Here is a 24,236-nt window from a genome sequence, read left to right on the forward strand (position 1 = left end):
ATCCTGATACCGGGCCAGTGTTGACGAATGGCGAGTGATTTCCCATCGGTTACTGCGCTCCAAAACCGCCGATACCTCGGAACGGACTGTCCGCGCGTTCCTGCAAGGTGTGGCTTAGGGTGGCGAGCGGCGACATTTCCACGCCGCCGTAGGTGACGCCGTGGGTGCGGTGCTTCCAGAAGTAATTCACCACGTCGCGACCGCCGACCGGACCGTTCGGCCCCATGGCGTTACTCGCCCCGGTATAGCCGGTCAGGTTCTTCATCAGGTAAGCCTGTGCGAAGGCGGGAACCTCGTCCTTATCCTTGAGGTAGTGGGACAGTCCCTGAAGTCGCCAGAAGTCCATTGGCGCATTCTCGATTGGACCGTCCATGCGAACCGATAGGAGGGCAAAGTCATCCACCCCGAGTTCCCCGCTGAGGATTCGGGTACGTGCTTCCCCCGCCAGGGCGTCGATCCATTCGATCCCCTCCTGGTAGTTGGCCGGGTCCAGGGTCAGGCTTTCGGTCTGCCAGAGTTCCGGGCGTTCCAGGATCGGGCCGTCGTACGGCTTGATCTTTCCATCCAACCCGATGGCCAGGGGCTGGGCCAACCCGCCGCCGGTCTGAACCTGCAACCCTTGAAGGGTATCGTTCGTGCCCAACATGACGTGACCGTTCACGTAGGACGGACGGAACGCATCGGGGCCGATATCCGACCAGAGTTCGAACGGCGCTACCGACAGGCCGAACTTGGCCGGGTTGCGGAAAACCTGATCGATGGTGGATTGGATCGCCTGGACGTTGGCGGACGCCGGTACCATCAGCTTGGACCCGCTGACCTCCACGATACGGCGACCGCTTGCCGTGACCAGATCGCGGTACGCATAGCGGCCCGGCGCGCTGCTGGTCTGGGCATAGAAGCCATACAGGGTTTCGAAGGCATCGAATAGCTGCGAACGGCGAACCTGATCGCCCTGGTACAGATCGCCGAAATGGGCGTCGAACTCGGATTGAATATCGCGTTCGTTATCCTTGATCAGCCCCTTGAAGGCGTCGCGGTTTTCCTCGACACGCAACAGGCGGATTGCCGCTTCCTGCGATCCGGTCCCGATGGCCATGCGTTCGAACTCGGTAAGTTCAAGCTGATCCGCAACGCGGTTCCACTCCGCGCCGTAACGTTCCGAAAGACCCAGCAAGGCTTTGGCGCGATCATCGGTGGTTTCCGCATTGCGAAGTTCGGCGACTACCTGATCGGCAACCGTCTTCGGCAGGGCAGGGACAGTATTCGGGTGAACCCCGGCACGTTCCACGACAAGCTGGCGGGCGCGGGCGATCCCCTCGGGGGTGCCGTAGTCGATTTCGTCGCCGTCCAGTACAACCGCATGGGGCGCTTCCGCGATCTGTTCCAAACGGGCATTCTGCGCCTCAATCAGCGCCCCGATATTCTCCATGCGACGGGCCGCTTCCTGCGGGTCAATCGTCCCGGCGTTCAGGGCGGAATCGATCTCCATCAGACCGGCGGCTAGGCGGGCCTGTTGATCGCGGATCGTGAAGGCGTCGGACTGACCGGCCTCGGTAATGCCGCGACCGACCGCACGCTTTCCTTCCATGAATTGGTGGATTTCCTCCAGACGATCCTGGGATACCCCGGCCTCTTCCAGACGGTCGTAGTACGGCAGTAGGTCGGCTTCCAAACCGTTACCGTTCTCGAAAAGCTTGGCGAACTGTTCCAAGGTGGTGGTGGTCTTGTCGATGATTGCCGCGTTCTCCGAATTCTCGGCCTTGGTCTGGGCCTTCAACGCGGACAGAACGGTGCCTTCGACCTGACCCAACAGGCCAAGACGGCGCTTGTACTCGACCGGGGTAATGTCACCGGCTTCCAATTCCGCAGCGAGTGCCGCACGTTCCGCCGATACCCCCAGGCGCATGCCTTCGAGTTCCGCAGCGGATTCCCCCTCGGCATCGGTCACGTCGCGAATGGCTTCCCCGGTCGGCTGAACCTCCGCGAACAGCTTGCGATACTCCGCGATCAGTTCGTCCGACGCACCGGCTTCCTTCAGATCGGACAGTAGCTGGTCCGGTTCGTACCCAACGGCTTCACCCGCTACCTTCAGGTCCAGAAGGGCGTTCAGTTCGTCCACAATGGGTTCCATCTTGGCCTTGGTCTCGGCTTCTTCGCGCTCAACCGCCGCCTTTAAGTTGGCGTTGATCGACGCCCCGGCGGTATCTAGCAGGCCAAGTCGGGCCGCATACTCGGACGGCGCTAGCTGTCCGGTTTCCATCTGACCGATCAGTTCGGCGCGATCCACTTCGTTATCGATGCGCAACCCGCGCAGCTTATCGACATCCTCGGTCGCACCGGCCTGTCCGATACGTTCACCGGCAACCTGGGTATCCGCGAACAACTCGCGGTATCGGGCGACGATCTGGGGCGGGGCACCGGCATCCGCCAACTGTTTCAGCCACGGTTCCGGGTCCATCGACAAGGCTTCCCCGGACAGTTTCAGTTCCAGCAAAGTGTCGAGTTCGTCGGTGATCGGCTTCAGGGTAGTGCGAAGGTTCGAATCCTCCGACTTCACGCGGCTGATATACGCACCCTGCAAATCCTGGATTTCCACCAGACGGTCGCGGGCGTCGCCGGTCCCAATGGACCCGGCGTTCAACTGATCCTCAATGGCGCGGGCCTCAGCGGTCAGGCTTTCGACCTTCGCGCGGGCGGCGGGCAAGTCGGCTTCATTGATGACGGACCATTCCGCGCCGAAGTCGCGGGCGTCTTCCACCTGACGCTTCAGGTCCAGGATATCCGTCTCCGATACCCCGCGTTCACGAAGGTTCGCGTAGATCGTGTCGAAATTCTGGTCCAAGCCGGTACCGGAACGCATCAGCGCCATACCGTCTTCCAGTTCCCCGACCTCAGCCGCAACCGCTTCCTGCTGAGCCTTAACTTCGGCGGTGAACTGCTTTTCCAGGAACTTGGCGAGTTGGCCGCGTTCATCCAGGTTCAACTGGCCAAGGCTGGACTGTGCCAGCCCATCGGAACGCGCTTCGGCGGCGGCAACCGCATCGTCAACGGTGTCGAACTCTTCGATGGTGCGCCCCGTTTCCGGGTCCACATAACCGTTCTCCGCCATGATGCGATGGGCTTCGGCTTCGTCCACCTGCTGACCGCCAAACATGGTCGGGATGTTGACCCACTTCCCGGATTCGGTCTGGACCGTGGTCGTGCGTTCGGTACTGAACGATCCATCCTCATTGCGAACGCGCATGCGTCCGGGGAACTGATTACCCGCGATCAGCGCGTCCAGGAAGGCGCGCTTGTCCTGGATGGAACCCGCCGCGTTGTAATCGGCAACTGTCTGGGCCTTGGTCAGAAACTTCGCGAAGTCGGTACGCATCTGTAGCGCCCCGGCCTGATCTAGGAACCCCATTTCTTCCGCCGCAACGATCATCTGTTCGTGGGCGACGATTCGATCCTCGATTACCTCCTGTTCCATGCCGTTGGTAATGGCATCCCAAGTCTGGGTGCGAAGTAGTTCCGTATCGGTCTGGAACTGGACGGCGCGGGCCTCATTCTGTTCGCGCTGCTGCTGCTGATAGGCGGCGCTTTCCGCCTTCAGGGTGACTTCCTCCGCGTACTGACCGAAGTTGGTCTGAAGCGCGTCCGGTACCCCCTGCATCCAGCGTTCACGCAACCCATCCAGGGCCGTGCGAAGACGTTCCGGGTCGGAACCGTACTGCTGAATCAGCGCCGTGGACTCACGCTGGTACTCCAACTGTTTGGAAACCGTGTACTGGCGTTGGGCACCACGATTGTATGCGGCACCGGCATTTGTGAACGTACCGAGGAACCCGGCATCGACGGCCTCTCCGGTACCCGCTGCACGCTGGTCTTCAACGCCGCGTTTCTCCGCGATCCTTTGCGACTCGCGATCCGCAATGTTCAAGGTCGCGTCAATAAGTGTGTCATAAAACGCCGGAACGCCGGTCGGCATGCCGATACCCTGGGCGGAAGTTGTCGGTACACTCGCCGTTGTCTGGCGCTGATATCCCTGGATGCGTGGCATATTGATTACCTCGTGCTCGCACTGGGGGTATACCCGCCGTACGGATTGGTGCTGGTCTGGGGAACGAAGTTGTAGTTGCCGTAGGTTCCGGCGTTCATTTGGGACGCCCCGGCGGCACCCCCGGCACCTCCGGCCATTCCCCCGATGGCGCTGGTCGCGAAGGACGCGGCCCATTCCATCATCGCCATGCGGAAGGCGGCGTTCGCCTGACCCTGAAGGTTCGCGGCCTGGGCGTCGAAGTTGTAGGCTTGGCGTTCGTGGGCCAAATTAATATTGAACAAATCCTCAGCGCCACGGGCCTGGGAACCGGCCAGGGCGTCAGTCGGGGTGCCCGAGATGCTGGACAGACCAGCCGCGCCATATGCGGCAAGCTGACGGCCCATTGCGATCTGGATACGGCGGCGGGTATCGGACTGCTTCAGCGCGCCTTCCGTACGAACCGCCGTCGCGTTGTTGCGGGCGATCTCCGCTTGGGTTTCAAGCTGCTTCTCTTGCGCCTTGCCTTTCGACGCGGCCATGGCCGCACCGATGATACCGACGATGATTAGAGCGGGGTTGCACATGCAGGGTTTCCCTCCGGGGTTCCCTGATATTTACCTCCTGAATTCGTACAGCAGGTGTTTAACCCCCACACCGGACCAGAAGGGTTGCCCGGTCTGTTCGAACCCCAAGTATTCGAGCCACCTTCGGGCCTGGGTTGCCTCTTCCAGAATGACAACCATCCCTCGGCAACCGAGATAGTCGTCCAGTCTGTTCTTGATGAATGAACGTGCGTTGCGGGTCAGTCGAACCCAATAGCGATCCATCTGTTCTGTTCCTAACAAACAGAACCAGACGCAATGTTTGATCGGCCAACACCCCATCATGCAGACCGGAACGCCATCGACCAGCGCGACGATCCAGGGTTCCGGTGCCATTTCCAGATAGTAATAGCGGTAATTGTCCTCGGTGATCCCCACGGCTTCGCACTCGCGACGGTCAATGTCGCGGAAGTTCCGCCACAGATAATCCAGGGTCTGTTCGGTCAGGAGTTCGAAACGTAGGTCCATCAGTTCCCGACCTTCAATTCGGTATTGAGACCCAGCAGGGTTTGGGGCTGGGGTTCGGTCGATTTGATCGTAACGGTCGGGTCGAACCCAATACCGGCCAGACGCACGACGATGGTCTTCGCGACGGTCGGGGTATCCTCGTCCAGAAGCGACGTGCCCAATCGGCGGGTCGGCACGATCTTGTTATCCACGGTCAGATCGGCGGTGTTGCGGACTCGGATCGCCGACTTCAGCTTGCGGATGCGTTCGCCCTTGGTCAGGCCGTTCGGCAAGGCCACTACCATCGGCATGGTCTCCATGGTCGCGGTGTAGGCATAGCCGGTGTAGATGGTCTCGACCTCGGTGCCCAGGTCCAGGTTACCGCTTCCGTCCGTCGCGATGTTCAGGAAGGAATAGCCGTCACCGACCACATCGACGGTATCCGACAGGAACTCCCCCACGGTCCAGGTCGCGCTTGCCGATCCGGTATCCTTGACCCAGTGATCGACGTAGACGCGCTTCCCGGTGGTGGCGTCGGTCACGTCCTCCATGCACTCCAAAAAGTACGATCCGTCGCGGTCAACGATGGCGTAAAGGGTATCGTCCACGACGGTGACGGACTTGAAGTCGCCGCCCGGCGTGGTGAAGCGGGACCATCCCAGCACGGATTCCGATCCGTGGATGGCGAGTACGGCCAGTTCCCCGTCGTCGTTGACCGCGATGATGTAGTTCGCCTGGGTATCCGCGAACGAACGCAGCAGAACCATATCGACCGGATCGGAAAGAATGTGGTGGGCCTTCAGGGTCAGGTTGTCGGCGCTGAACGCATCGGTACCGAAGTCGTAGCGGAACGAACGAAGCTGTTTTCCGGTGGACTCGATGAACACCGTGAAGTCATCCAGAATGATCGGGGTAACCCCGTTCTGGTTCATGCCGTAAGAGGTTTGCGCCTGGAAGTTCACCGAACTGGGCGTGATCGGGCTGGACCTTTCGACGAACTCGCGGCTGGACGTGAAAATCTGAAGTCCGCGAAGCGAGAACACCGCACGGATGACGTTCGCCTTGTCCGATCCGATCTCGAAGTTGAACCCATAGGAATCGTCGTCCGGGTCGGTGGCGTCGAAGTTGAAAAACTCCGTGGTACGGCTTCCCCAGATCGTTTGAGGTAGCGACTTCGACCCGCCGATGACCAAGCGGTTCTGGTGGAAGGTACCGGATCGTGGATAGCCGCGATGGGCCGACCACGATTGTTCCTCCCATGCCGCGTCCGCCCCGGTACCAGATAGGGTAGTGGTGACCGTAGCGGTGCAGGTCGTGGACGGGGTGCCGGTCAATCCGCTGGCCTGCACCGTCGCATATCCCGAGTTGATTCGAAGCTGCTTGGAATGCCAGTCGTCGGTGAACAGGGCGGAAGATGCGGTCAACGTCACGGACCCCGTAGTCGCCGAAGGGGTAATCGTGATGGTTCCGGCATCGGAATAGCGGTTCATCGGGTACTGTTCGACGGTCCAATCCGAAATCGACCAGCTAGTATGCGATCCACCACGGACCACCTTCTGCGGCACCACGTCTGGGTGGAACAGCAACAGGGTATCGAAAGACTGGGTATAGCGAAGGTGCTGGACAATCGACGTGGTGGTCCACGCCTGGGAACTCGCCGAATACACCTCGGCACCGTCACGGAAAATCTTGATGACGCCCGCGCCCAACGCGATGACGTACTCCTGTTCGTCAGAGAACGAGAAGTTGATCAGTCGGGTATAGCCGTCCAGATCGGCCAGATACTTGAAACCGGGACGCTTCCACAATCCGCCCGTGGGTAGGACCAGATAGTTTTCGACAGTCTGCGCCCCGGCGCGATAGGTCGGTTCGTCCGGGCGGTACAGCAGGTTCGGTCCGAGTTCGCCCTGACCGAAGGAATGCTGGGCAACGTTAACGACGGGCATGGGCGGAACCCTCCGTCCAACGGGCCTTCAGGAAGCGGCTGGGTGTGATGACACTGCGGCTGGGTTCGTTCTTGCCGTCGCGGATGCGGGCTTCGCGCATCGCCATGTCCAGGTCGCGCTTCATGCGTTCACTGACGGTACCGACCCCGACAAGCGGTTCGGCGGCGGCATAGGCCAGGGCGGCGACGTACAGCGTGACGAAATACGCGGGTAGGACCGTCACCTCGGGTTGGAAGATGTACTTGAGGAAGGCGCGGCTGGAATCGGCCAGAACACGGTCACCCTCAATGGTGTAGACGATGCGGCTTCCGCCTTCGTCCATCGCGGATCGGGCGGCTAGGTAGTCGTGGGGAAGCTGGAATTGGTACTGCCAGTTCGGGTCGGCGGGTTCGTCCGACAAACGGCTGAGTTCCGCCGTCTTGGTCGCGAAGGCCCAATCGCCGCCGGTCAGCAGGTTCTGAAGGACATGCTCCCAAAGGTTCCCGAAGACGATACTCTCGCGGGTATCGTCGTTGAAACTCTGGATCGGTTCTTCGATACCGAGCAGGAAACCGGCGCGGGTTACTAGGTCGTAGATGCTGAGTGTCATTCGGCGCTTCCTCCGCAAGTATTTACCTGCCGGGGAATCAGCGCCGTTTACGTCGGGACCGGGGTCGTGCTACAGACGGATCAGCATCATTTCACGGTGATGCGGTTCCAATGACAGGCCCGGTTCCCAAGCGGTTCCGGGCCTGTTTTTGTTTCTGATAAATGGAATGGATAGTCCGGGATGATTCCGGACGCCGATACCTTGACGGCAAAACCGGCGAGGATATGTAAATAGAACCGGGCGGGGTTTCTGTCATTTTCCCTGCCCTGGGTGAGCCAACACCCTACTCGATCTGAAACCCCGGACGATTCGTTCCCGTCCGGGGTTTCTTCTTGCCGGTACCTTGCGGGAAGTCGATTTCCCGCCAGATTACCCCGTGGGACAGGCTTTTCCGCAACACGCGGTAAGTAGGTTCCAGCGGGGATTGGCAAGCGTGCCCCGCAGTGAGGAACGCAAAGATGACAAGCAAACTACTACTCAATCTGCAATACCGTCAGGCCCGCCGTGCGTGGTCGCTGGACTCGCCTGTCCAGACGGCCAAGGCGGAGAAGTACACACGCCGCCTGTCTTCGGCGCTGCTGAAGGCGGACTGGACCAGCGCGGCCTATCAGGTCGGTGAACTCCTGGGTCAGTGTGTGCCGGGGAACCGCTGCGGAAGCCCGTACTGTGAGGTGTGTCGCGGAAAGTGGCAGGAGAAGGCCAGGAAGGAAGTCCAGCCGCTGCTGCACGGTCCGGATTCGGGTCTCAGGGCGTTCACGGTGAACGTAGCGGTATTCGGACCCGGTACGCCACAAAGGATGGTGCAGCACACGCTGAGCGCCACCAAAAAGCATCTGAAGAATGAACTGGATAAGCGCCGGGATACCGGAAACACCAGGGTGATGGTCGCGTTTGAATTCGCCCCGGAAACGGTGTCGGAGAAAACCAATAGGAAGTGCGGGTTGATCCTGCCGGAAGCCGGTACCCAGGGGGTGATGTTTCACATGCATGGCTTGGTCCAACTCGGGGATATGCCTGAACGCGCCTTCCGTGAACTACTCCGTAAGTGGTCAGTACGTGGCGGTGGAAGTGTCCGTGTTCAGGCGCTTCGCGCGGATCGTTCGGTGCAGGAGAACCTGGAACGCTTCTGGATGTACTCAAGGAAGATACTCCCGGACTTCAAACAGTGTGACTGCCCGGTAACGGCAATGATTAACACGGTGGAGTTCACGGAGATGATTCGTGGTGCCGGTATGGTGGGGCTGAAGTGGGGTTATGGAGTGAGGTGTTAAGTGGGGTGGTTCTACTATGTTACTCGGCTAGGGGGTAAGTGGCTGAGATGGTTACAGAAAGGAAGGTTGAAAAAGCTTAGTTTGCAAAAATGGGGGGAAAACCAATGCAACAGCAACAGTACGAAAAGGAGAATGTCGGAAGGTTCATCAAGGCGCTGAGGGAACGAGCACGCACCGCCAGGGGGGATATCCCCGAGACGCTACGCGGGCGTCTGGACGCGAATCGTCCCGCATCGGAAATCGAACGCGCCTTCTTCGAATTCCACCGTGCGAACCCGGCGGTCTATGCGGAGTTCCAGGAGTGCGTCAGGACGCTACAGGCGGAAGGCCGCACTCGCTATTCGGCGTCCGATATCATCGGGTTTCTGCGATGGCACTTCCGCGCCCTGGTCGATAACCCGGATCGTTCGGGGTTCAAGATCAACAACAACCACATCCGTTCCTACGCCATGCTGGCGACCGAAGACATGGAACTGGATGAGTTTTTCGAGTTCCGCGAAAGCAAGGCCAAGCCGGAACCCTATAAGGCAAGAAAGGAAGACTTCGAATGATGAAAATTCTAGCTACTGGCAAACGCCATCCGCCCCACGGCACCGACCTACACCAAATCGCCGGGTCAGCCGTGAACGAAGCCGTGGCCCGATTGGGTTCCAGGTTCCGTGCCGGGAACCACACGGGCCGAGTCGGATTGCGCGACGGATGGATCAACCTGAAGAATGGCTTCGCACATGCCGACGAAGGTCCGGCGGTACGCGGACCCGGCGATCTGCGATGGTACTTCGACGGATACCTGGACCGCATCGACGGACCCGCCAAGGTCCGCTTGGTCAACCGGGGTGTCGAGAATTTCGAACTCCCGGACCCGACCTTTGAATGCGCGCCGTGCCAACTTCGGTCGCTATTCGGGATGGGTATCCAACTGGATTTCGCCGTCCAGGGATACGCGATCACGAATGCCGTCGAATGGATCGCCGCCAACTGTCGCGGAAAACTGCGCCCTTTGAGCGCCGATTCATTCTTCACGAACAAAAGGGACGAAATGGTCTGGATCAACGATGCGTACGATATGCTGGATGAGCAGGTCGGTAGTGCGAAGTGGAGAGACGCCGCGAACCCGCATCGTGCCCCGGACCGCAACGCGGCCTAACGGCGGGTCTGGACGAATTTCTTCCTGAGCGCGTCGATAGTCTGGCGACGACTGGACCCGGAACGGACTAGCGTACTGCTGCGGTTCCCACGGTGGATACCGTCGATCATTCGGGACTGCGGTAGCCAGCGGGTCGGCACCTTCGTTAGGTGGAAAATAGCGCCCGCCGTGGCGTCGATACAGTCGTCCGATTTCCCATGCGGGAAGTCGGTGATCTCTTCCATGAAGTGGGATTCGTCGCGGGCCTGACGGTGCAGGTACAGGCGACCACCCTTGACGATGGGTTCCAGAATCTCGGCGATGAAGGTCACTTTATTGATGCGGCGGGCATACGTCTGGATATGGACGCGGTACTTCAGCTTGTTCCCGGCCTTGCGGATTTCCGATTCCATGACGGAAAGCTGGCCGGTTTCGACCACCACGCGGTTGCACTCGACTTCCTTCAGGGTTTCGATGATCGCCAAGGCTTGGGGTTCGAACCCGGTTAGTTCGTCAATCGGCGGCAACTCCACGACGCGAACCACGAAGGTGCGATCCTCCTGGTCTCGGGCGACGACGGATAGAACCGCACGGTCGCGACCGGCCTTCCCGCTGGCCTGATCGACGTACCCGACCAGATCGACCACTTTCTGGTCCATCAACATCGCGTAGTGCAGCGGCGGTAGATCGTTGGCGCGTTCGATGGTGTTGAACTCGATTTCCTCATCATAGTCCCTGATCATCTCGACCATGATCAGGCTGTCCGATACCGAACGCGGAATCAGGAGCATTTGGGATTCGAAGTGCGCGGTGCTCATGTCGGATTGGAGCGCGGCGGTCTTCCTCTCGCCGAACTTCTCCGGCCAAAGGTAGGTACGGTTCCCGTCTTCGTCTTCGCGATAGATCGGGAATTGAACCACGTTGTACCCGCGCTTGATCTGTTCCGAATAGATCGAATCCGCGTGGTGCGGGGTACCGACGAATAGGTGGTGGTCCGCTAGGTTCGGGAACTCATACAGCTTCTCGCGCAGCGACAGGCGCTTGTCCTCGGTCGCAACGCTATCCTTGGTCTCGATATCGTCACCGATAATCAAATCCGCGTGCATCCCGATGAAGTCGGAATCCATCGAAGTGGTGTTCACGCTGGGGTTCAGCAGGGTCTTCGGACGGTTCACCGTAAAGCTGGTGGTCTGCCATTGCGCATCCCCGGCGGGGACCAGCGATTTCGTGAGCGGATGGGTTTCGATTACCTTGCGCATCATCTGCGCATTTCGGGTCGCCAGCTTTTGCTTGGCGGAAATTACCAAGATTGTAAGATTCGGATCGACGTACAGTCGCCACGCCACGTATAGGCAAACCAAGTGCGACTTCCCGCAGTGTCGGAAAGCCATCAGAGTTCGGCGCGGATCGTCCTGGGTCGTTTCCAGCCAATCCGCGATATCGGCGTGAACCTGGGGCGTATCCAAGTCTTCGACGACGTTGAATACCTCCAGGAATTCTCGGAAGCTAACCGTCTTGGCCATCGCGGGTTAGCCTCTCATTGACCTTATCCATGATCGCCTGCAAACCGTCCACATCGTCCTGGTCGTTGTTCCCGGCGGGATGGAACGCACCGGACGCGAATGCGGCATGCTGCTTGATCTTCGTCAGAGCCTGAGCGATTGCCGAATCTCGGAACTTCGACTTCTTCAGATAGTCGCCATCCCAGGGGTCGGGCGGCGGCTGATCGAACAGCGCCTCAAGCGCCTGGATTTCCTGTTCCAGATAGGTGGAGGTCAGGGCCTTTAGTTTGCCGTGTACCTCGGGGGAGATTTGTAGCTTTTTGCGTCCGGCCATTGTGGGTTCCCTTCGTTTCGATTCGAAGGGTATTTACCGACCGACCACCATTGCCCCGGCCAGGACCACAGATAGAACAACGGTCCGGCCCGAAATTGTCCTAGTGTTGTCCTAGCGAAGTACCGCCCCGATGAAAGGCCAAGTTTTCTGCGCCTGACAGCAAGTTTTTGCTTTTCAGGTTCCAGAATTCCACCGACGGAATGCCGTTCCGGCGCAGTAAATTGCCCAGGACGATCAGCAGGAAGATCGGCGCAATGGTCCAAATGATGTCCAACATGCCTGAACCCCTGATTTCCCGATGGCGCGATTCCTGTCTCCTAGGCGGAGTCCGCGCCCGCGTCTACCCGTTCCCAAACAAGACATAACAATGGCCGATATTGAATTGGTTTTCATAGGTATGATCAATGAATGGGCGAAATGTCTTACCATCTGCGCCCCGGGCCGGCAGCTTACGTGACCTTTCGGTGACACCGGGGCCGCGGAATGCCGGGACGCTTGCCCAGACCGGGCGGCGTATGGCAATACGCTGCGGACCCCCGGTTCCGCCGTTCCCGGCGTTCCTGCCGCCTTCGGGAGAAAGTCATGCCCGCACCCGTCAGAAAGGCCGTCTTCCCGGTCGCCGGTCTCGGTACCCGTTTCCTTCCTGCCACCAAGGCGATCCCGAAGGAAATGTTGACCCTGGTCGACAAGCCGCTGATCCAATACGCCTTCGAAGAAGCCGCCGCCGCCGGGATTGAGGAGTTCATCTTCGTCACCGGGCGCGGCAAACAGGCGATGGAGGATCACTTCGATCTGGCCTTCGAGTTGAAGGCGACGCTGGAAGCGCGCGGCAAGACCGCAGAGCTGGGCCAGATCCTGGATTTCCTGCCCGATCCCGGCAGCATCAAATATGTCCGTCAGACGGCGGCGCTGGGGCTGGGCCATGCGATCTGGTGCGCGCGCGACATGATCGGCGACGAACCCTTCGCGATCATTTCCCCGGACGATCTGGTCCTGTCCGAAACGCCCTGCATCAAGCAGCTGATCGACGCCCATGCGGAGACAGGCGGCAATGTCGTCGCGGTCGAGGACGTGCCGCGCGAGCAGACCAATCGTTATGGCATCCTGGATACGCCCAACGCGGCCGAACGCCTGGCGCGGATCGACGGTCTGGTCGAGAAGCCGGATCCGAAGGACGCGCCGTCGACCCTGTCGATCATCGGCCGCTATGTTCTGGATGGCGAGGTTTTCGAGCATCTGGCGCGCCACGAGAAGGGCGCGGGCGGCGAGATCCAACTGACCGACGCGATGGCGAAACTGATCGGCCGTCAGCCGTTCCACGGCCTGCGCTTCGAAGGCGAACGCTTCGACTGCGGCACCAAGACCGGTTGGCTGGCCGCGAATATCGCCTATTCCTTGGCGCGGCCGGATTTGGCCGAGGCCACCCGTGAGACCCTGGCGCGCTTTCGCTGAGCCGCCGATATCGAACCGCCGAGGCGGGGAGAGGTAGGAAGACAATGATGCGTATCGCAATGATCGGCACCGGATATGTCGGGCTCGTTTCCGGCGCCTGTTTCGCCGATCTGGGCCACACCGTGACCTGCGTCGACATCGACCCGGAAAAGATCCGCAAGCTGGAAGCCGGGATCATTCCGATCTACGAACCGGGTCTGGAAGAGCTGGTGAAGCGCAATGTCGAGGCGGGCCGTCTGTCCTTCACGACGGAAGTCTCCGAGGCGGTACCCGGCGCGGACGCGGCCTTTGTAGCGGTCGGCACGCCGCCGCGCCCGGAAGACGGCCATGCCGACATGCGCTATGTCCATGCCGCAGCCGAGGCGATCGCGACCGCGATGACGGGATTCACGGTCATCGTGGATAAGTCCACGGTCCCGGTCGGGACCGCCCGTGAGGTCTCGGAGATCATCGCGCGTATCCGCAATCCGGATGAGTACGAAGTCGTCTCGAACCCCGAATTCCTGCGGGAAGGGGCGGCGGTCGACGATTTCCTGGAGCCGGACCGGGTTGTCGTCGGCGTGCGCAGCGAAAAGGCGCGCAATGTGATGGAAGGCGTCTATAAGCCGCTGACCGACCGTGGGGTCCCGCTGCTGGTCACCGATCCGGAATCGGCGGAGCTGATCAAATACGCGGCCAACGCCTTCCTGGCGACCAAGATCGCCTTCATCAACGAGATCGCGGATGTCTGCGAGCGCACCGGCGCGAATGTCCATGAAGTGTCGCGCGGCATCGGCATGGATACGCGGATCGGGCCGAAATTCCTGATGCCCGGCCCCGGTTATGGCGGGTCGTGCTTTCCGAAGGATACGCTGGAACTGGTCGCGACCGCGCGGCGTCATGGCGCGCCGAGCCGGATTGTCGAGGCTGTTGTGGAATCGAACGATCATCGTAAACGGTCGATGGCGGAGCGCGTGGCGCGTGCGATGGGCGACAGCATCGACGGCAAAACCATTGCTGTGCTGGGCCTGACCTTCAAGGCCGAGACCGACGATATGCGCGAAAGCCCGTCCATCGACATTGTCGCGGGGCTGCAGGAACAGGGTGCGAAAGTGGTGGTCCACGATCCCAAGGGGATGGAATCCGCGAAATCCCTTCTCTCCGGGGTCGAATGGGCCGATAATGCATATGAAGCCATGAACGGCGCGGATGCGGCCGTAATCGTCACCGAATGGACGGCTTACCGCACACTGGACCTGGACCGAGTTCTAAAAACTCTGGCGCGTCCGGTGATGATTGACTTGCGGAATCTGTTCGATCCCGATGACATGGCGGCACGGGGGTTCACCTATGCCAGCGTCGGCCGGGTTTTGGCCACTGGGTAGGGTTTGAAGGGGTGTTAGACAATGTCGGCTGCGGGCCATCGTTTCGACCCGAGCATTCTGCGCGAATATGACATTCGCGGAATCGTCGGCAATACGCTGACGGCGTCGGATGCGCTCGCCTTGGGGCGCACCATGGGCACGATCGCCGTTGCCGGCAGCGGCCGGATCGCGGTCGTCGGCTATGACGGCCGGATGAGTTCTCCGATGCTGGAGGAGGAGCTTTGCCGGGGTCTGGCCTCTTGCGGGCTGTATGTCCTGCGGATCGGGCTGGTGCCGACGCCCTGTCTCTACTTCGCCGCCAAGATGCTGAAGGCGTCGCTGGGGATCATGGTCACCGGTTCGCACAATCCGCCGGAATATAACGGGTTCAAGATGGTACTGAACGGCATGCCGTTCTATGGCAGCGAGATCCGCCGTCTGAGGGATCTGGCGTCGCGCGGGGTCTGGGCCCGCGCGTCCGGCGGCACGGTGGAAACCGATGCTCTGGGTGCCTATGCGTCGCGTCTGTCGCTCGACTATCCGACCAAGAAGGGGTTGCGGGTCGGCTGGGATCCCGGCAATGGCGCGGCCTGCCCGATTGTTCTGCGCCTCGCGCACCGGCTGCCGGGCGAACATCTTCTGATCAACGAGACGGTGGACGGGACTTTCCCCGCCCACCATCCGGATCCGACGGTCGAATCCAATCTGGCGCAGTTGAAAGACCTGGTCCTGACCGAAAAGCTGGATGTCGGCCTCGCCTTCGACGGAGACGGCGACCGGATCGGCGTGGTCGACGACAAGGGCCGCGTCATCTGGGGCGACCAGTTGCTGGCGCTGCTGGCGCGCGACGTGCTGCGCCGGATGCCCGGTTCCGCGATTCTGGCCGATGTGAAGGCCAGCCAGGTCCTGTTCGACGAGATCGAGCGCCTGGGCGGCAAGCCCGTCATGTGCCCGACCGGTCATTCGATCATCAAGACGAAGATGTTTGAGCACAACGCCCCGCTGGCCGGTGAGATGAGCGGCCATATCTTCTTCGCCGACAAGTACTATGGCTATGACGACGCGCTTTATACCGCCGTGCGTTTCCTGGCCATGGTCGCCGAAAGCGGCAAGAAGGCGTCGGACCTGCTGGACGAATTGCCCAAGATGGTGAACACGCCGGAAATCCGGATCGATGTCGACGACAAGCGCAAGTTCGACGTGATCGAGGAGGTTCAGACGCGCCTGCGCGATGCCGGGGCGGATATGGACGATATCGACGGCGTGCGGGTGTCCAGCACCGGCGGTTGGTGGCTGCTGCGCGCCTCCAATACGCAACCGGCCTTGGTCGCGCGCTGCGAAGCGCCCGACGACAAATCGCTTGGCTTCCTGAAAAAGGAACTGACCGACCAATTGTCGCTCAGCGGGATTCGGCTTCAGAAGAACAGTCTGCTGGCCGGCTGATCCATCATGACCCTGCCCAAGCCGCGCGGCATTCTGTTCGATAAGGACGGCACGCTGCTCGACTATCACGCCACCTGGATGCCGGCGAACCGGGCCGTTGCGCGGGATCTGGCCCGGGGCGACGACGATCTGGCGGCACGCCTGTTGGTTGCCGGGGGCTGGGACGCGGCGGCTGATCGCATCCTGTCCGGATCGGCGCTGGCGGCAGGCGATCTGGACGATATCGCACAGCTCTGGCGGCCGATGCTGCCGGAAGACCAGCCGATCGACCAAATCGTCGCTTATCTGGACGAGGCATTTCCGCGCTACATGGAACCGACGGCGGTCTGCGCTCTGGCCGGTTTGATGGATGTGCTATCCGGTCTGGGCCTGGCGCTGGGCATCGCCACCGCCGACAGCAAGAACGGTCTGCGGCAATCCATGGCGCCGTTCGATGTCATGGACCGTTTCGTCTTTGCGGTCGGTTTCGACAGCGGCCATGGGCGCAAACCCGAAGCGGGCATGGTCCATGGGTTCTGTGCGGCGGCCGACATCTCCCCGGCGGAGGTCTGGGTCGTCGGCGACAATCGTCACGACATGGAAATGGCGGCCAATGCCGGCGCGGCGGGGATCGGCGTGCTGACCGGGACGTCGGACAGGGCGGAATTGACCGCCGCCGGGGCAGCGGTCGTGCTGGAATCGATCTCGGATTTGCCGCGACTGATCGCCTAGACTTATCCGGCGTCGGTCTTCGCCAGACGCCGGAACGCCCGGTCCGGGCCCCCGGTCACATAGTGGAACCGCCAGACCGCGCCGATGGCACAGGCCGTCAGGCCCAGCGCGACGCCGTACCAGATCCCGGCGCCGCCGAGACCGAATTCGAAGGCCATGACATAGGCGGCGGGGACACCCAGAACCCAATAGCCGACAATGGCCATCAGCATCGGGATCATCGTGTCGTTCAGGCCGCGCAGAATTCCGCCGCCCGTGATCTGTGTCCCGTCGACGAGCTGGAACAGGGCCGCGATGGCCAGGAACATTGTGCCGTACTCGACGATCTCGGCACGGTTGGGATCGTCCGCCGCCAGGAACAGGCCGACCAGGAACTCGCCCGACGTCCAGAACAGGATCGCCGCGCCGACCATGGAAACCGCCGACAGGTAATAGATGGTCCGCCCGCGCAGCCGGACGGCGGCCAGATCGCGCGCTCCGGCGGCCAGCCCAACGCGGATCGTCGCCGCCTGCGACAGGCCGAAGGGCAGCATGAAGGTGATCGACATGATCTGGATCGCCACCTGATGGGCGGCCAATTGCGTGACGCCGACCCAGCCCATCATGATCGCGGTTGCGGCGAACAGGCCGTGCTCCAGGACCGAGGTGCCGCCGGCCGGCAGGCCGATGGCCATCAACTGCCGGAAGCGCTGCCAGTCCGGGCGCCAGAAATTCGCAAACAGATTCAGGCGCGCGAACAGCGGTGCGCGTAACACATAGACCGCGGCGCAGAGGAAAATGTAGACATCGACCAGAAACGTCGAAAGCCCCGCACCGGCCAGACCCATTTCCGGACCGCCCAGCCCGCCGAACATGAACACCCAATTCAACAGCGCGTTCAGCGGCACGCCGGACCAGACGATCAGCATGGCCGGGATCGTCACGCCATAGGATGCCATGGTCAGGCGCAGCGGCACGTTCAGGAAGACGACGATCAGCGCTGCGCCCATCCAGTTCAGATAGTCCTGGGCCCCGGCCGCGATCGCCGGTTCCTGGCCCAGCGCCATCAGGATCGGTTCCGCGAAGCCGAGAATGATGGCGAAGGGGGTGCCCATCATCAGTCCGGCCCATAGGCCCTGGCGGGCGCTGCGCCGGACGCCGCGGTCGTCGCCGATCGCAACGGACTGGGACGCCAAGGATGACACCGCACCCAACACGCCGATACCGAACAGCAGAAAGATGAACCAAGCGTTCAGCGCCAGTGCCGCCGACGCCAGGGCTTCCTCGCCCAAGCGGCCGATCATCAGCGTGTCCACCGTCTCCATCGCGATGACGGCGACCATGGTCATGATCATTGGTCCGGCGAGCGACAGAGTCGCGCCGGTCTCCGCCCACCGGCCGATGGCCGGCGCGTCCGCATGACGTTGGGTCTGGGTCATGCCGGGGCTTATGACCCATTTCACTGAGGAGGGGAAGCTTGCTCTTCCGCGACGGCGGGAACGCGACCCGGCCGTGTCGCAATCCAGATACCGACGCACAAAAGGAACGATCCGATCCCGATATAACCCAGCGGGTGAAGGTCGGTCGTCCACAGCATGATGGCCATGCTGAGCGTCATCATCGAACAGGACGCGATCTTGGCCCTGAGCGGAATGACGCCGTATTGATTCCATTGCCGCAGCGGCGGTCCCCAGCGCGGATGGTTATACAGCCAATCGTGAAATCGCTGGGACGATCTGGCAAAGCACCATAAGGCCAGCAGCAGGAAAGGAACGGTCGGCAGCAAGGGAACGAAGGCCCCGACGAGGCCAAGCCCGGTAAAGAAAAAACCTAGGATCAGAAACACGAAACGGGGCATGGGCCGGTCTATCCGAGACGGTCGCGGTTCACGCATCGGGCGAATGCCGGTCCCGGAACGATCGGAATGCCGGTCGGCGTCCCGTCAGGCGCGGGCGGGCTTTTCGGCACCGTCGGTCCGATCGGCCCCCAGCGCCGACAGGGCGGCGGCGACGATACCCGCCGAATCCAGTCCTGCCTGGGCAACCTGGACCGCGGGCTTTTCCTGATCCAGGAAGGCATCCGGCATATAGAGCGTGCGCAGTTTCAGGCCCTGCAACAGGTCGTTCCGGGTCAGGAAATCCAGTACCTGCGCCGAGAAGCCGCCGATGGAGCCTTCCTCGACCGTGATCAGAACGTCATGGGTTTCCGCCAAGCGCCGCACCAAAGCGGTGTCGATGGGCTTGGCGAAGCGCGCATCGGCGACGGTGGCTGAAAAGCCACGCACCGCAAGATCGTCGGCGGCGGACAGCGCGTCCTGCAGTCGTGTGCCCAGTGACAGAATGGCGACGGTCTTGCCCTCGCGCAGGATGCGGCCCTTGCCGATCTCCAGCGCCTTCGGTGTTTCCGGCATTTCGACGCCGGTGCCTTCGCCGCGCGGATAGCGGATGGCGGATGGTCGGTCGTCGATCCCGACGGCCGTGGCGACCATATGGGCCAGTTCCGCCTCGTCAGACGGCGCCATGACCACGAAATCCGGCAGGCAGCACAGATAGGCCAGATCGAACGCCCCGCAATGGGTCTGACCGTCGGCACCGACATAGCCCGCGCGGTCGATCGCAAAGCGAACCGGCAGCTTCTGAATCGCGACGTCATGGACGACCTGATCATAGCCGCGCTGCAGGAAAGTCGAATAGATCGCCGCGAAAGGACGATAGCCTTCCGACGCCAGCCCGGCTGCGAAGGTCACCGCATGCTGCTCGGCGATTCCGACGTCAAAGGTGCGTTCGGGATGTGCCTTTTCGAACAGGTTCACGCCCGTACCCGACGGCATGGCCGCAGTGATGGCGACGATCTTGTCGTCTGTTTCCGCCAGCTTCGACAGAACCTCGCCAAAGACGTTCTGATAGGCGGGGGCATTGGGCTTCGGCTTGTGCTGGGCGCCGGTCACAACGTCGAACTTGGCGACCCCGTGATACTTGTCGGCGGAATTCTCAGCCGGGCCGTAGCCCTTGCCTTTCTGAGTGACGACATGGATCAGCACGGGGCCGGCATCGCGCGCGCCGCGCACATTCTTCAGAACCGGCAGCAGATGCTCCAGATTATGACCGTCGATCGGACCGACATAATAGAAGCCCATTTCCTCGAACAGCGTGCCACCCGTCACAAAGCCGCGGGCGAATTCCTCCGCCTTCTCGACGGCGCGTTCGAACTGGCGCGGGAAGCGTTCGGCGATGTGCTTCCCGATCTCGCGCAGGCTCAGATAGGATTTCGACGACAGCAGCCGCGACAGATAGGCGCTCATCGCGCCGACGGGCGGGGCGATGGACATGTCGTTGTCGTTCAGGATCACGGTCAGGCGCGAATTGGTCGCCCCGGCATTGTTCATCGCCTCATAGGCCATGCCGGCCGACATGGCGCCATCGCCAATCACCGCGACGACATGATTGTCGCCGCCCTTCAGATCGCGCGCCACGGCCATGCCCAGCCCGGCCGAAATGGAGGTCGAGGAATGCGCTGCGCCGAACGGGTCGTATTCGCTTTCCGCCCGCTTGGTGAAGCCGCTCAACCCGCCGCCCTGGCGCAGCGTGTTGATGCGCTCGCGCCGCCCGGTCAGGATTTTATGCGGATAGCATTGATGCCCGACATCCCAGATCAGCCGGTCGGCGGGCGTGTTGTAGACATAGTGCAGGGCCACGGTCAGTTCGACCACGCCCAGCCCCGCGCCCAGATGGCCGCCGGTCTGGGACACCGCGCGGATCGTCGCGCTGCGCAATTCGTCCGCCACCTGACGTAACTGGCTGGAATCCAGTTTCCGCAGATCGGCCGGAACGGTGATTTGGTCGAGAAGGGGCGTGGCGTCGGTCACTGTATCGCTGCCTTGCCTAGTAGCAATTGTCACAATCCAGCAAACACCTAGCCCGTAATAGCGGCGTTTTCCAGCCAAATCCGGCGCGGCAAGACGGCGGTGCTCATGGGGCACCGTAGTCTTCACTCTCAATCACATTTGAACCGGCGACGATCTGTACTCTTGATTGCCGCACAAATTACCAGCCGCGAATTCAAGTCTCTTCAACCATAGATTTTTGTTGAATGTAAAGTTTGAGTTTATCTAGAATTTTAGATTGTGTTTTAAGACAACTATCTCGGATATGGCTAAGGGTGAGGGTTATGACGGCACATGAGGCACTCCTCGACAGACACTACAGTGATAGACAACTGATCGTCGTCACAGAGGACAAGCTGGCTGAATACACTGACGAAGTTCAGAACGTCGAGAACACCAAGAAAAAAGATGGTGTGGATTGGCGCCGACTTGCGGAGACCGCAGTGCTGGATGCGGTGCCGATACCGTTCACACGGTTGGCTGCTGAAGTAACGCGCGAAGCGATCCGCGCCTGGGCAAGAGCTAACGAGAACGGCGTTCGCGTACTACCGGTTGGTCGTAAGGAGTCGGTCAGTCTCCGATTTCCGCCCGGCCACCCGAGGGACGGTATCGTTTACGTTGGACACCCTTCTCTCCCGAATGTCTATTTTCCAATGGCGGATTTCCACAGAATTATGTTTGAGCAGAAGTTCTGCGAGTCATTGGAATTGTTGATGGCCCTTGGGGCGACAGAGATTTCTGTGCAATGCGTGAAAGGGTGGGGTAGGGAGTTTTCTTCTCTGATTAGTGCGCCTTTGGGTGGTTCTGCCGCTTCCGTCGAAGCCGAGGCGAAAGGCCAGAAAGCCAAAAAAGTCGAAATGCTCTACAAAGCGACTTTGTCCGGTACAGACGCACCGATGGCTCCGGATGATCTGATCTGGTTTCAGCACGAGCCGACATGGCAAACAATTGCCAAGGGCCGAATGAAATTCGGACTGAAGGACTTCACACTAAGTGTAACTTACGAGGACGATTTTGGTGTGAACGGCTCACTGAAAACGTCTTTGTCCAAGGCGGGTCTAAACTTGGGAGGTAGTTTCCATGAGCACCAAGCGACTGTTTGGCAAATAAGCGGGACGTTCGGAAACGGTTCGCCTTGATGCTTTGGGTTTACAGCCTTCATTGCCTTTAGTGTTTCCGCTCCACTACGAACCGCGCCAGGTCGCGCAGCAGGTCGGCCTTGTCGCCGAAAGGCTTCAGGTGATGTGCCGCCTGGTCGGCCAGACGGTTGGCCTGGTCGCGGGCACGCTCGACGCCCAGGATCGACACGAAGGTCGCCTTTCCCTTGTCCGCGTCCTTGCCCACGGCCTTGCCCATGGTTTCCGCATCGCCTTCGACATCCAGCAAATCGTCGGCGATCTGGAAGGCGAGGCCGAGATCGTGGGTGTAGCCGCGCAGCGCCTCACGCGCGGCCAGGGGCGCGCGGCCCAGGATCGCCCCGGCCTGGCAGGCGAAGTCGATCAGCCGCCCGGTCTTCAGGCGCTGTAACCGGGTTATGGCGCCGATATCCAGGGCGCCATCGGCCGCTTTCAGGTCGATCATCTGACCGCCGACCATGCCATGCGCGCCCGCCGCCTTCGCCAGTTCTTTGACCAGTTCGACGCGGACCGCCGGGTTGGAGTGGGTCGAATCCGACGCCAGAACCTCGAAGGCGCGGGTCAGCAGCGCATCGCCGGCCAGGATCGCCGTCGCCTCGTCATACCGCTTGTGGACGGTCGGCTTCCCCCGGCGCAGGGCGTCGTCATCCATCGCCGGAAGATCGTCATGGACCAGCGAATAGCAATGGACCATTTCCAGCGCCGCGCCGGTGCGCAGGGCGGAATTGTTGGATACACCGAAAAGGCCCGCGCTCTGCGCGGTCAGGAAGGGGCGGATCCGCTTGCCGCCATCCAGCGTGGCATAGCGCATGGCGTCCAGAAGTTCCCGCTCCGGGGCTTCGTCCTTCGGCAGCAGCCGGTCCAGGACATCTTCCAGGCCGGCGGCCAGGGCCGCCATGGCCCGCGCGAGATCGGTCATTCCGTTTCGTCCTTAACAAAAAGGGTCGATGGACGCGCCGGCTTCCCGGCGCGAAGTTCGTCGCAGCCGATACTCAGTCCATATCGGCCGGTTCGGCGCGGGCGGACCCGTCCGGCCCGATCGAAATCTTGTCGATCCGCGCCTTGGCGTTTTGCAGCTTGCTCTGGCAATGCTCCTTCAGTTTGGAGCCGCGCTCGTAAGCGTCGATGCTTTCCTCAAGCTTGATCTCGCCGGATTCGAGTTTCCGGACGATCGATTCCAACTCGCTCATCGCCTCTTCGAACGAAAGCGCGCCGATATCCGGGGAGGTCGCGTCGGTCATGCCAATCCTGTCGCTGATGGGTGTCCCTTCGAAGAGGGAGTGTAGGGCGCACCGGCCCCGCCGTGCAACCGGCGCTTGGAGGAACGGGATTTGGAGGACCGGGATAAGGGGCGTAGGCGAGGATGGTTGCAAATGGATGGATCCGGTTCCACTCTTCGCCGCGACCGGAACGATCTACCGGCATGTTTCTAGGGAAATTGTAGCGATGCGCACCTTGCTTTTCACCCATCCCGCCTGCGCCGGCCACGACATGGGCGCCGGGCACCCGGAACAGCCCGCGCGCCTGGCGGCGGTTCTGTCGGCGCTGGAAGGGCCGGATTTCGCGGAGCTGGAGCGCCGCGAAGCGCCTGAGACAGATCGGGACCGCCTTTTGCTGATGCATCCGGCGGATTATGTCGACGGCTTGTTCGCGGCCTTCCCGACGGAAGGGCGGGTGCAGATCGATGCCGACACGGCGGTCAGCGCCGGATCGCGCGAGGCAGCCTTGCGCGCGGCGGGTGGTGTGGTCGCGGCGGTCGATGCGGTGATGAAGGGCGAGGCGAAGCGCGCCTTCTGCGCCGTGCGGCCGCCCGGACATCATGCCGAGCCGGACCGGACCATGGGGTTCTGCCTGTTCAACAATGTCGCGATCGGCGCGGCCCATGCCCGGGACGTCTATCACCTGCACCGGGTGGCGGTGATCGATTTCGACGTGCATCACGGCAATGGCACCCAGGCGATGTTCGAGAACGAGCCGATGTTCTTCTATGGCTCGACGCATCAGATGCCGCTCTATCCAGGCACCGGTCGGGCGTCGGAGACGGGCGTGGCGCAGAATATCGTGAATGTGCCGTTGCCGCCCTATGCGGGATCGGAAGAATTTCGCGCCGCCTATCGCGATGTCGTCCTGCCCAAGCTGGCGGATTTCGGGCCGGAACTATTGATCATTTCCGCCGGGTTCGATGCCCACCGTGACGATCCGCTGGCCCAGGAAAACCTGGACGAGGCGGATTTCGAATGGGTGACGGACGAGCTGGTTGGGATCGCGGAACGGTCGGCGGAAGGCCGGGTGGTTTCGGCGCTTGAAGGGGGCTATGACCTGGACGCGCTGGGCCGGTCGGCCGCCGCTCATGTGCGGGCGCTGATGCGCTAGAGTACATGAATTATGCACTAAATGTTCTCTTTTTGCTCGCCAGGCCACACTGAAAGGCTGTATAGGCGTGTTGAT

Annotated in this window: 22 protein-coding genes; 9 read left to right on the top strand and 13 right to left on the bottom strand. The window is 61.3% G+C overall.

The window, feature by feature from the left end; translation table 11 throughout:
• Positions 1–49 precede the first annotated feature (49 nt).
• The 5 genes from ACO06O_RS04220 to ACO06O_RS04240 are packed head-to-tail and all read right to left on the bottom strand — an operon-like array spanning position 50 to position 7,608.
• Positions 50–4,045, bottom strand: a complete 3,996-nt coding sequence (locus ACO06O_RS04220) for a hypothetical protein (protein WP_421876612.1) — start codon at positions 4,043–4,045, stop codon at positions 50–52.
• A 5-nt stretch (positions 4,046–4,050) separates the two neighbouring features.
• Positions 4,051–4,608, bottom strand: coding sequence for a hypothetical protein (locus ACO06O_RS04225; protein WP_421876614.1), 558 nt, complete (start codon positions 4,606–4,608; stop codon positions 4,051–4,053).
• Positions 4,609–4,638: 30 nt separating this feature from the next.
• Entirely contained in the window at positions 4,639–5,094 is a 456-nt protein-coding gene (locus ACO06O_RS04230) for a hypothetical protein (protein WP_421876616.1), read from the bottom strand.
• Positions 5,094–7,019: a hypothetical protein gene (locus ACO06O_RS04235; RefSeq protein WP_421876618.1), complete on the bottom strand. Its 1,926-nt coding sequence runs from the start codon at positions 7,017–7,019 to the stop codon at positions 5,094–5,096. Before ACO06O_RS04235 ends, ACO06O_RS04230 begins: the two co-directional genes overlap by 1 nt.
• Positions 7,006–7,608, bottom strand: a complete 603-nt coding sequence (locus ACO06O_RS04240; RefSeq protein ID WP_421876621.1) for a hypothetical protein — start codon at positions 7,606–7,608, stop codon at positions 7,006–7,008. Before ACO06O_RS04240 ends, ACO06O_RS04235 begins: the two co-directional genes overlap by 14 nt.
• 458 nt (positions 7,609–8,066) lie before the next feature.
• Between ACO06O_RS04240 and ACO06O_RS04245 the strand changes: the two genes are divergently transcribed.
• The 3 genes from ACO06O_RS04245 to ACO06O_RS04255 all read left to right on the top strand — a co-directional run bounded on the left by ACO06O_RS04245 (position 8,067) and on the right by ACO06O_RS04255 (position 10,026).
• A complete protein-coding gene (locus tag ACO06O_RS04245) occupies positions 8,067–8,879 on the top strand; it encodes a hypothetical protein (protein WP_421876623.1) in 813 nt (270 codons plus the stop codon).
• Between the two features lie 104 nt (positions 8,880–8,983).
• Positions 8,984–9,430 (top strand): hypothetical protein, encoded by a 447-nt coding sequence (locus tag ACO06O_RS04250; protein WP_421876625.1) that lies wholly within the window; start codon positions 8,984–8,986, stop codon positions 9,428–9,430.
• Positions 9,427–10,026 carry a hypothetical protein gene (locus ACO06O_RS04255; RefSeq protein ID WP_421876627.1) on the top strand — a complete coding sequence of 200 codons (600 nt, stop codon included), beginning with the start codon at positions 9,427–9,429 and terminating at the stop codon, positions 10,024–10,026. The genes ACO06O_RS04250 and ACO06O_RS04255 overlap by 4 nt, the downstream gene beginning before the upstream one ends.
• On the opposite strand, the gene terL is transcribed toward ACO06O_RS04255, so the two are convergent.
• The 3 genes from terL to ACO06O_RS04270 form a co-directional block, all read right to left on the bottom strand.
• Positions 10,023–11,528, bottom strand: a complete 1,506-nt coding sequence (gene terL / locus ACO06O_RS04260; protein ID WP_421876629.1) for a phage terminase large subunit — start codon at positions 11,526–11,528, stop codon at positions 10,023–10,025. The two genes, ACO06O_RS04255 and terL, sit on opposite strands and share 4 nt — an antisense overlap.
• Positions 11,512–11,841, bottom strand: a complete 330-nt coding sequence (locus ACO06O_RS04265) for a hypothetical protein (protein WP_421876631.1) — start codon at positions 11,839–11,841, stop codon at positions 11,512–11,514. Before ACO06O_RS04265 ends, terL begins: the two co-directional genes overlap by 17 nt.
• A gap of 100 nt (positions 11,842–11,941) precedes the next feature.
• Positions 11,942–12,118 carry a hypothetical protein gene (locus ACO06O_RS04270; protein ID WP_421876633.1) on the bottom strand — a complete coding sequence of 59 codons (177 nt, stop codon included), beginning with the start codon at positions 12,116–12,118 and terminating at the stop codon, positions 11,942–11,944.
• Between the two features lie 305 nt (positions 12,119–12,423).
• Between ACO06O_RS04270 and galU the strand changes: the two genes are divergently transcribed.
• The 4 genes from galU to ACO06O_RS04290 are packed head-to-tail and all read left to right on the top strand — an operon-like array spanning position 12,424 to position 16,790.
• Positions 12,424–13,293, top strand: a complete 870-nt coding sequence (gene galU, locus ACO06O_RS04275; RefSeq protein WP_421876635.1) for a UTP--glucose-1-phosphate uridylyltransferase GalU — start codon at positions 12,424–12,426, stop codon at positions 13,291–13,293.
• A gap of 47 nt (positions 13,294–13,340) precedes the next feature.
• Positions 13,341–14,657, top strand: a complete 1,317-nt coding sequence (locus tag ACO06O_RS04280; protein ID WP_421878129.1) for a UDP-glucose dehydrogenase family protein — start codon at positions 13,341–13,343, stop codon at positions 14,655–14,657.
• Between the two features lie 21 nt (positions 14,658–14,678).
• Positions 14,679–16,079: a phosphoglucomutase/phosphomannomutase PgmG gene (gene pgmG / locus ACO06O_RS04285; protein ID WP_421876637.1), complete on the top strand. Its 1,401-nt coding sequence runs from the start codon at positions 14,679–14,681 to the stop codon at positions 16,077–16,079.
• Positions 16,080–16,085: 6 nt separating this feature from the next.
• Positions 16,086–16,790 carry an HAD family hydrolase gene (locus ACO06O_RS04290; RefSeq protein ID WP_421876639.1) on the top strand — a complete coding sequence of 235 codons (705 nt, stop codon included), beginning with the start codon at positions 16,086–16,088 and terminating at the stop codon, positions 16,788–16,790.
• Positions 16,791–16,792: 2 nt separating this feature from the next.
• Here ACO06O_RS04290 and ACO06O_RS04295 read toward each other — a convergent pair whose 3' ends face one another.
• The 3 genes from ACO06O_RS04295 to dxs form a co-directional block, all read right to left on the bottom strand.
• Positions 16,793–18,208, bottom strand: a complete 1,416-nt coding sequence (locus ACO06O_RS04295) for an MATE family efflux transporter (RefSeq protein ID WP_421876641.1) — start codon at positions 18,206–18,208, stop codon at positions 16,793–16,795.
• A 20-nt stretch (positions 18,209–18,228) separates the two neighbouring features.
• Positions 18,229–18,627: a YbaN family protein gene (locus tag ACO06O_RS04300; RefSeq protein ID WP_421876643.1), complete on the bottom strand. Its 399-nt coding sequence runs from the start codon at positions 18,625–18,627 to the stop codon at positions 18,229–18,231.
• An 84-nt stretch (positions 18,628–18,711) separates the two neighbouring features.
• The gene (gene dxs / locus ACO06O_RS04305) at positions 18,712–20,634 is read right to left on the bottom strand and encodes a 1-deoxy-D-xylulose-5-phosphate synthase (protein ID WP_421876646.1); all 1,923 of its coding nucleotides are present in this window, start codon (positions 20,632–20,634) and stop codon (positions 18,712–18,714) included.
• A gap of 302 nt (positions 20,635–20,936) precedes the next feature.
• Between dxs and ACO06O_RS04310 the strand changes: the two genes are divergently transcribed.
• Positions 20,937–21,791 (top strand): hypothetical protein, encoded by an 855-nt coding sequence (locus ACO06O_RS04310; RefSeq protein WP_421876648.1) that lies wholly within the window; start codon positions 20,937–20,939, stop codon positions 21,789–21,791.
• A gap of 28 nt (positions 21,792–21,819) precedes the next feature.
• Here ACO06O_RS04310 and ACO06O_RS04315 read toward each other — a convergent pair whose 3' ends face one another.
• Positions 21,820–22,707 (bottom strand): polyprenyl synthetase family protein, encoded by an 888-nt coding sequence (locus tag ACO06O_RS04315; protein ID WP_421876651.1) that lies wholly within the window; start codon positions 22,705–22,707, stop codon positions 21,820–21,822.
• A 73-nt stretch (positions 22,708–22,780) separates the two neighbouring features.
• The gene (locus ACO06O_RS04320) at positions 22,781–23,029 is read right to left on the bottom strand and encodes an exodeoxyribonuclease VII small subunit (RefSeq protein WP_421876653.1); all 249 of its coding nucleotides are present in this window, start codon (positions 23,027–23,029) and stop codon (positions 22,781–22,783) included.
• Positions 23,030–23,234: 205 nt separating this feature from the next.
• Between ACO06O_RS04320 and ACO06O_RS04325 the strand changes: the two genes are divergently transcribed.
• A complete protein-coding gene (locus ACO06O_RS04325) occupies positions 23,235–24,161 on the top strand; it encodes a histone deacetylase family protein (protein ID WP_421876655.1) in 927 nt (308 codons plus the stop codon).
• Positions 24,162–24,236: the final 75 nt, after the last annotated feature.

Origin of the sequence: Pacificispira sp. (assembly GCF_965228185.1) — a bacterium.
Lineage (GTDB): Bacteria > Pseudomonadota > Alphaproteobacteria > UBA8366 > Aestuariispiraceae > Pacificispira.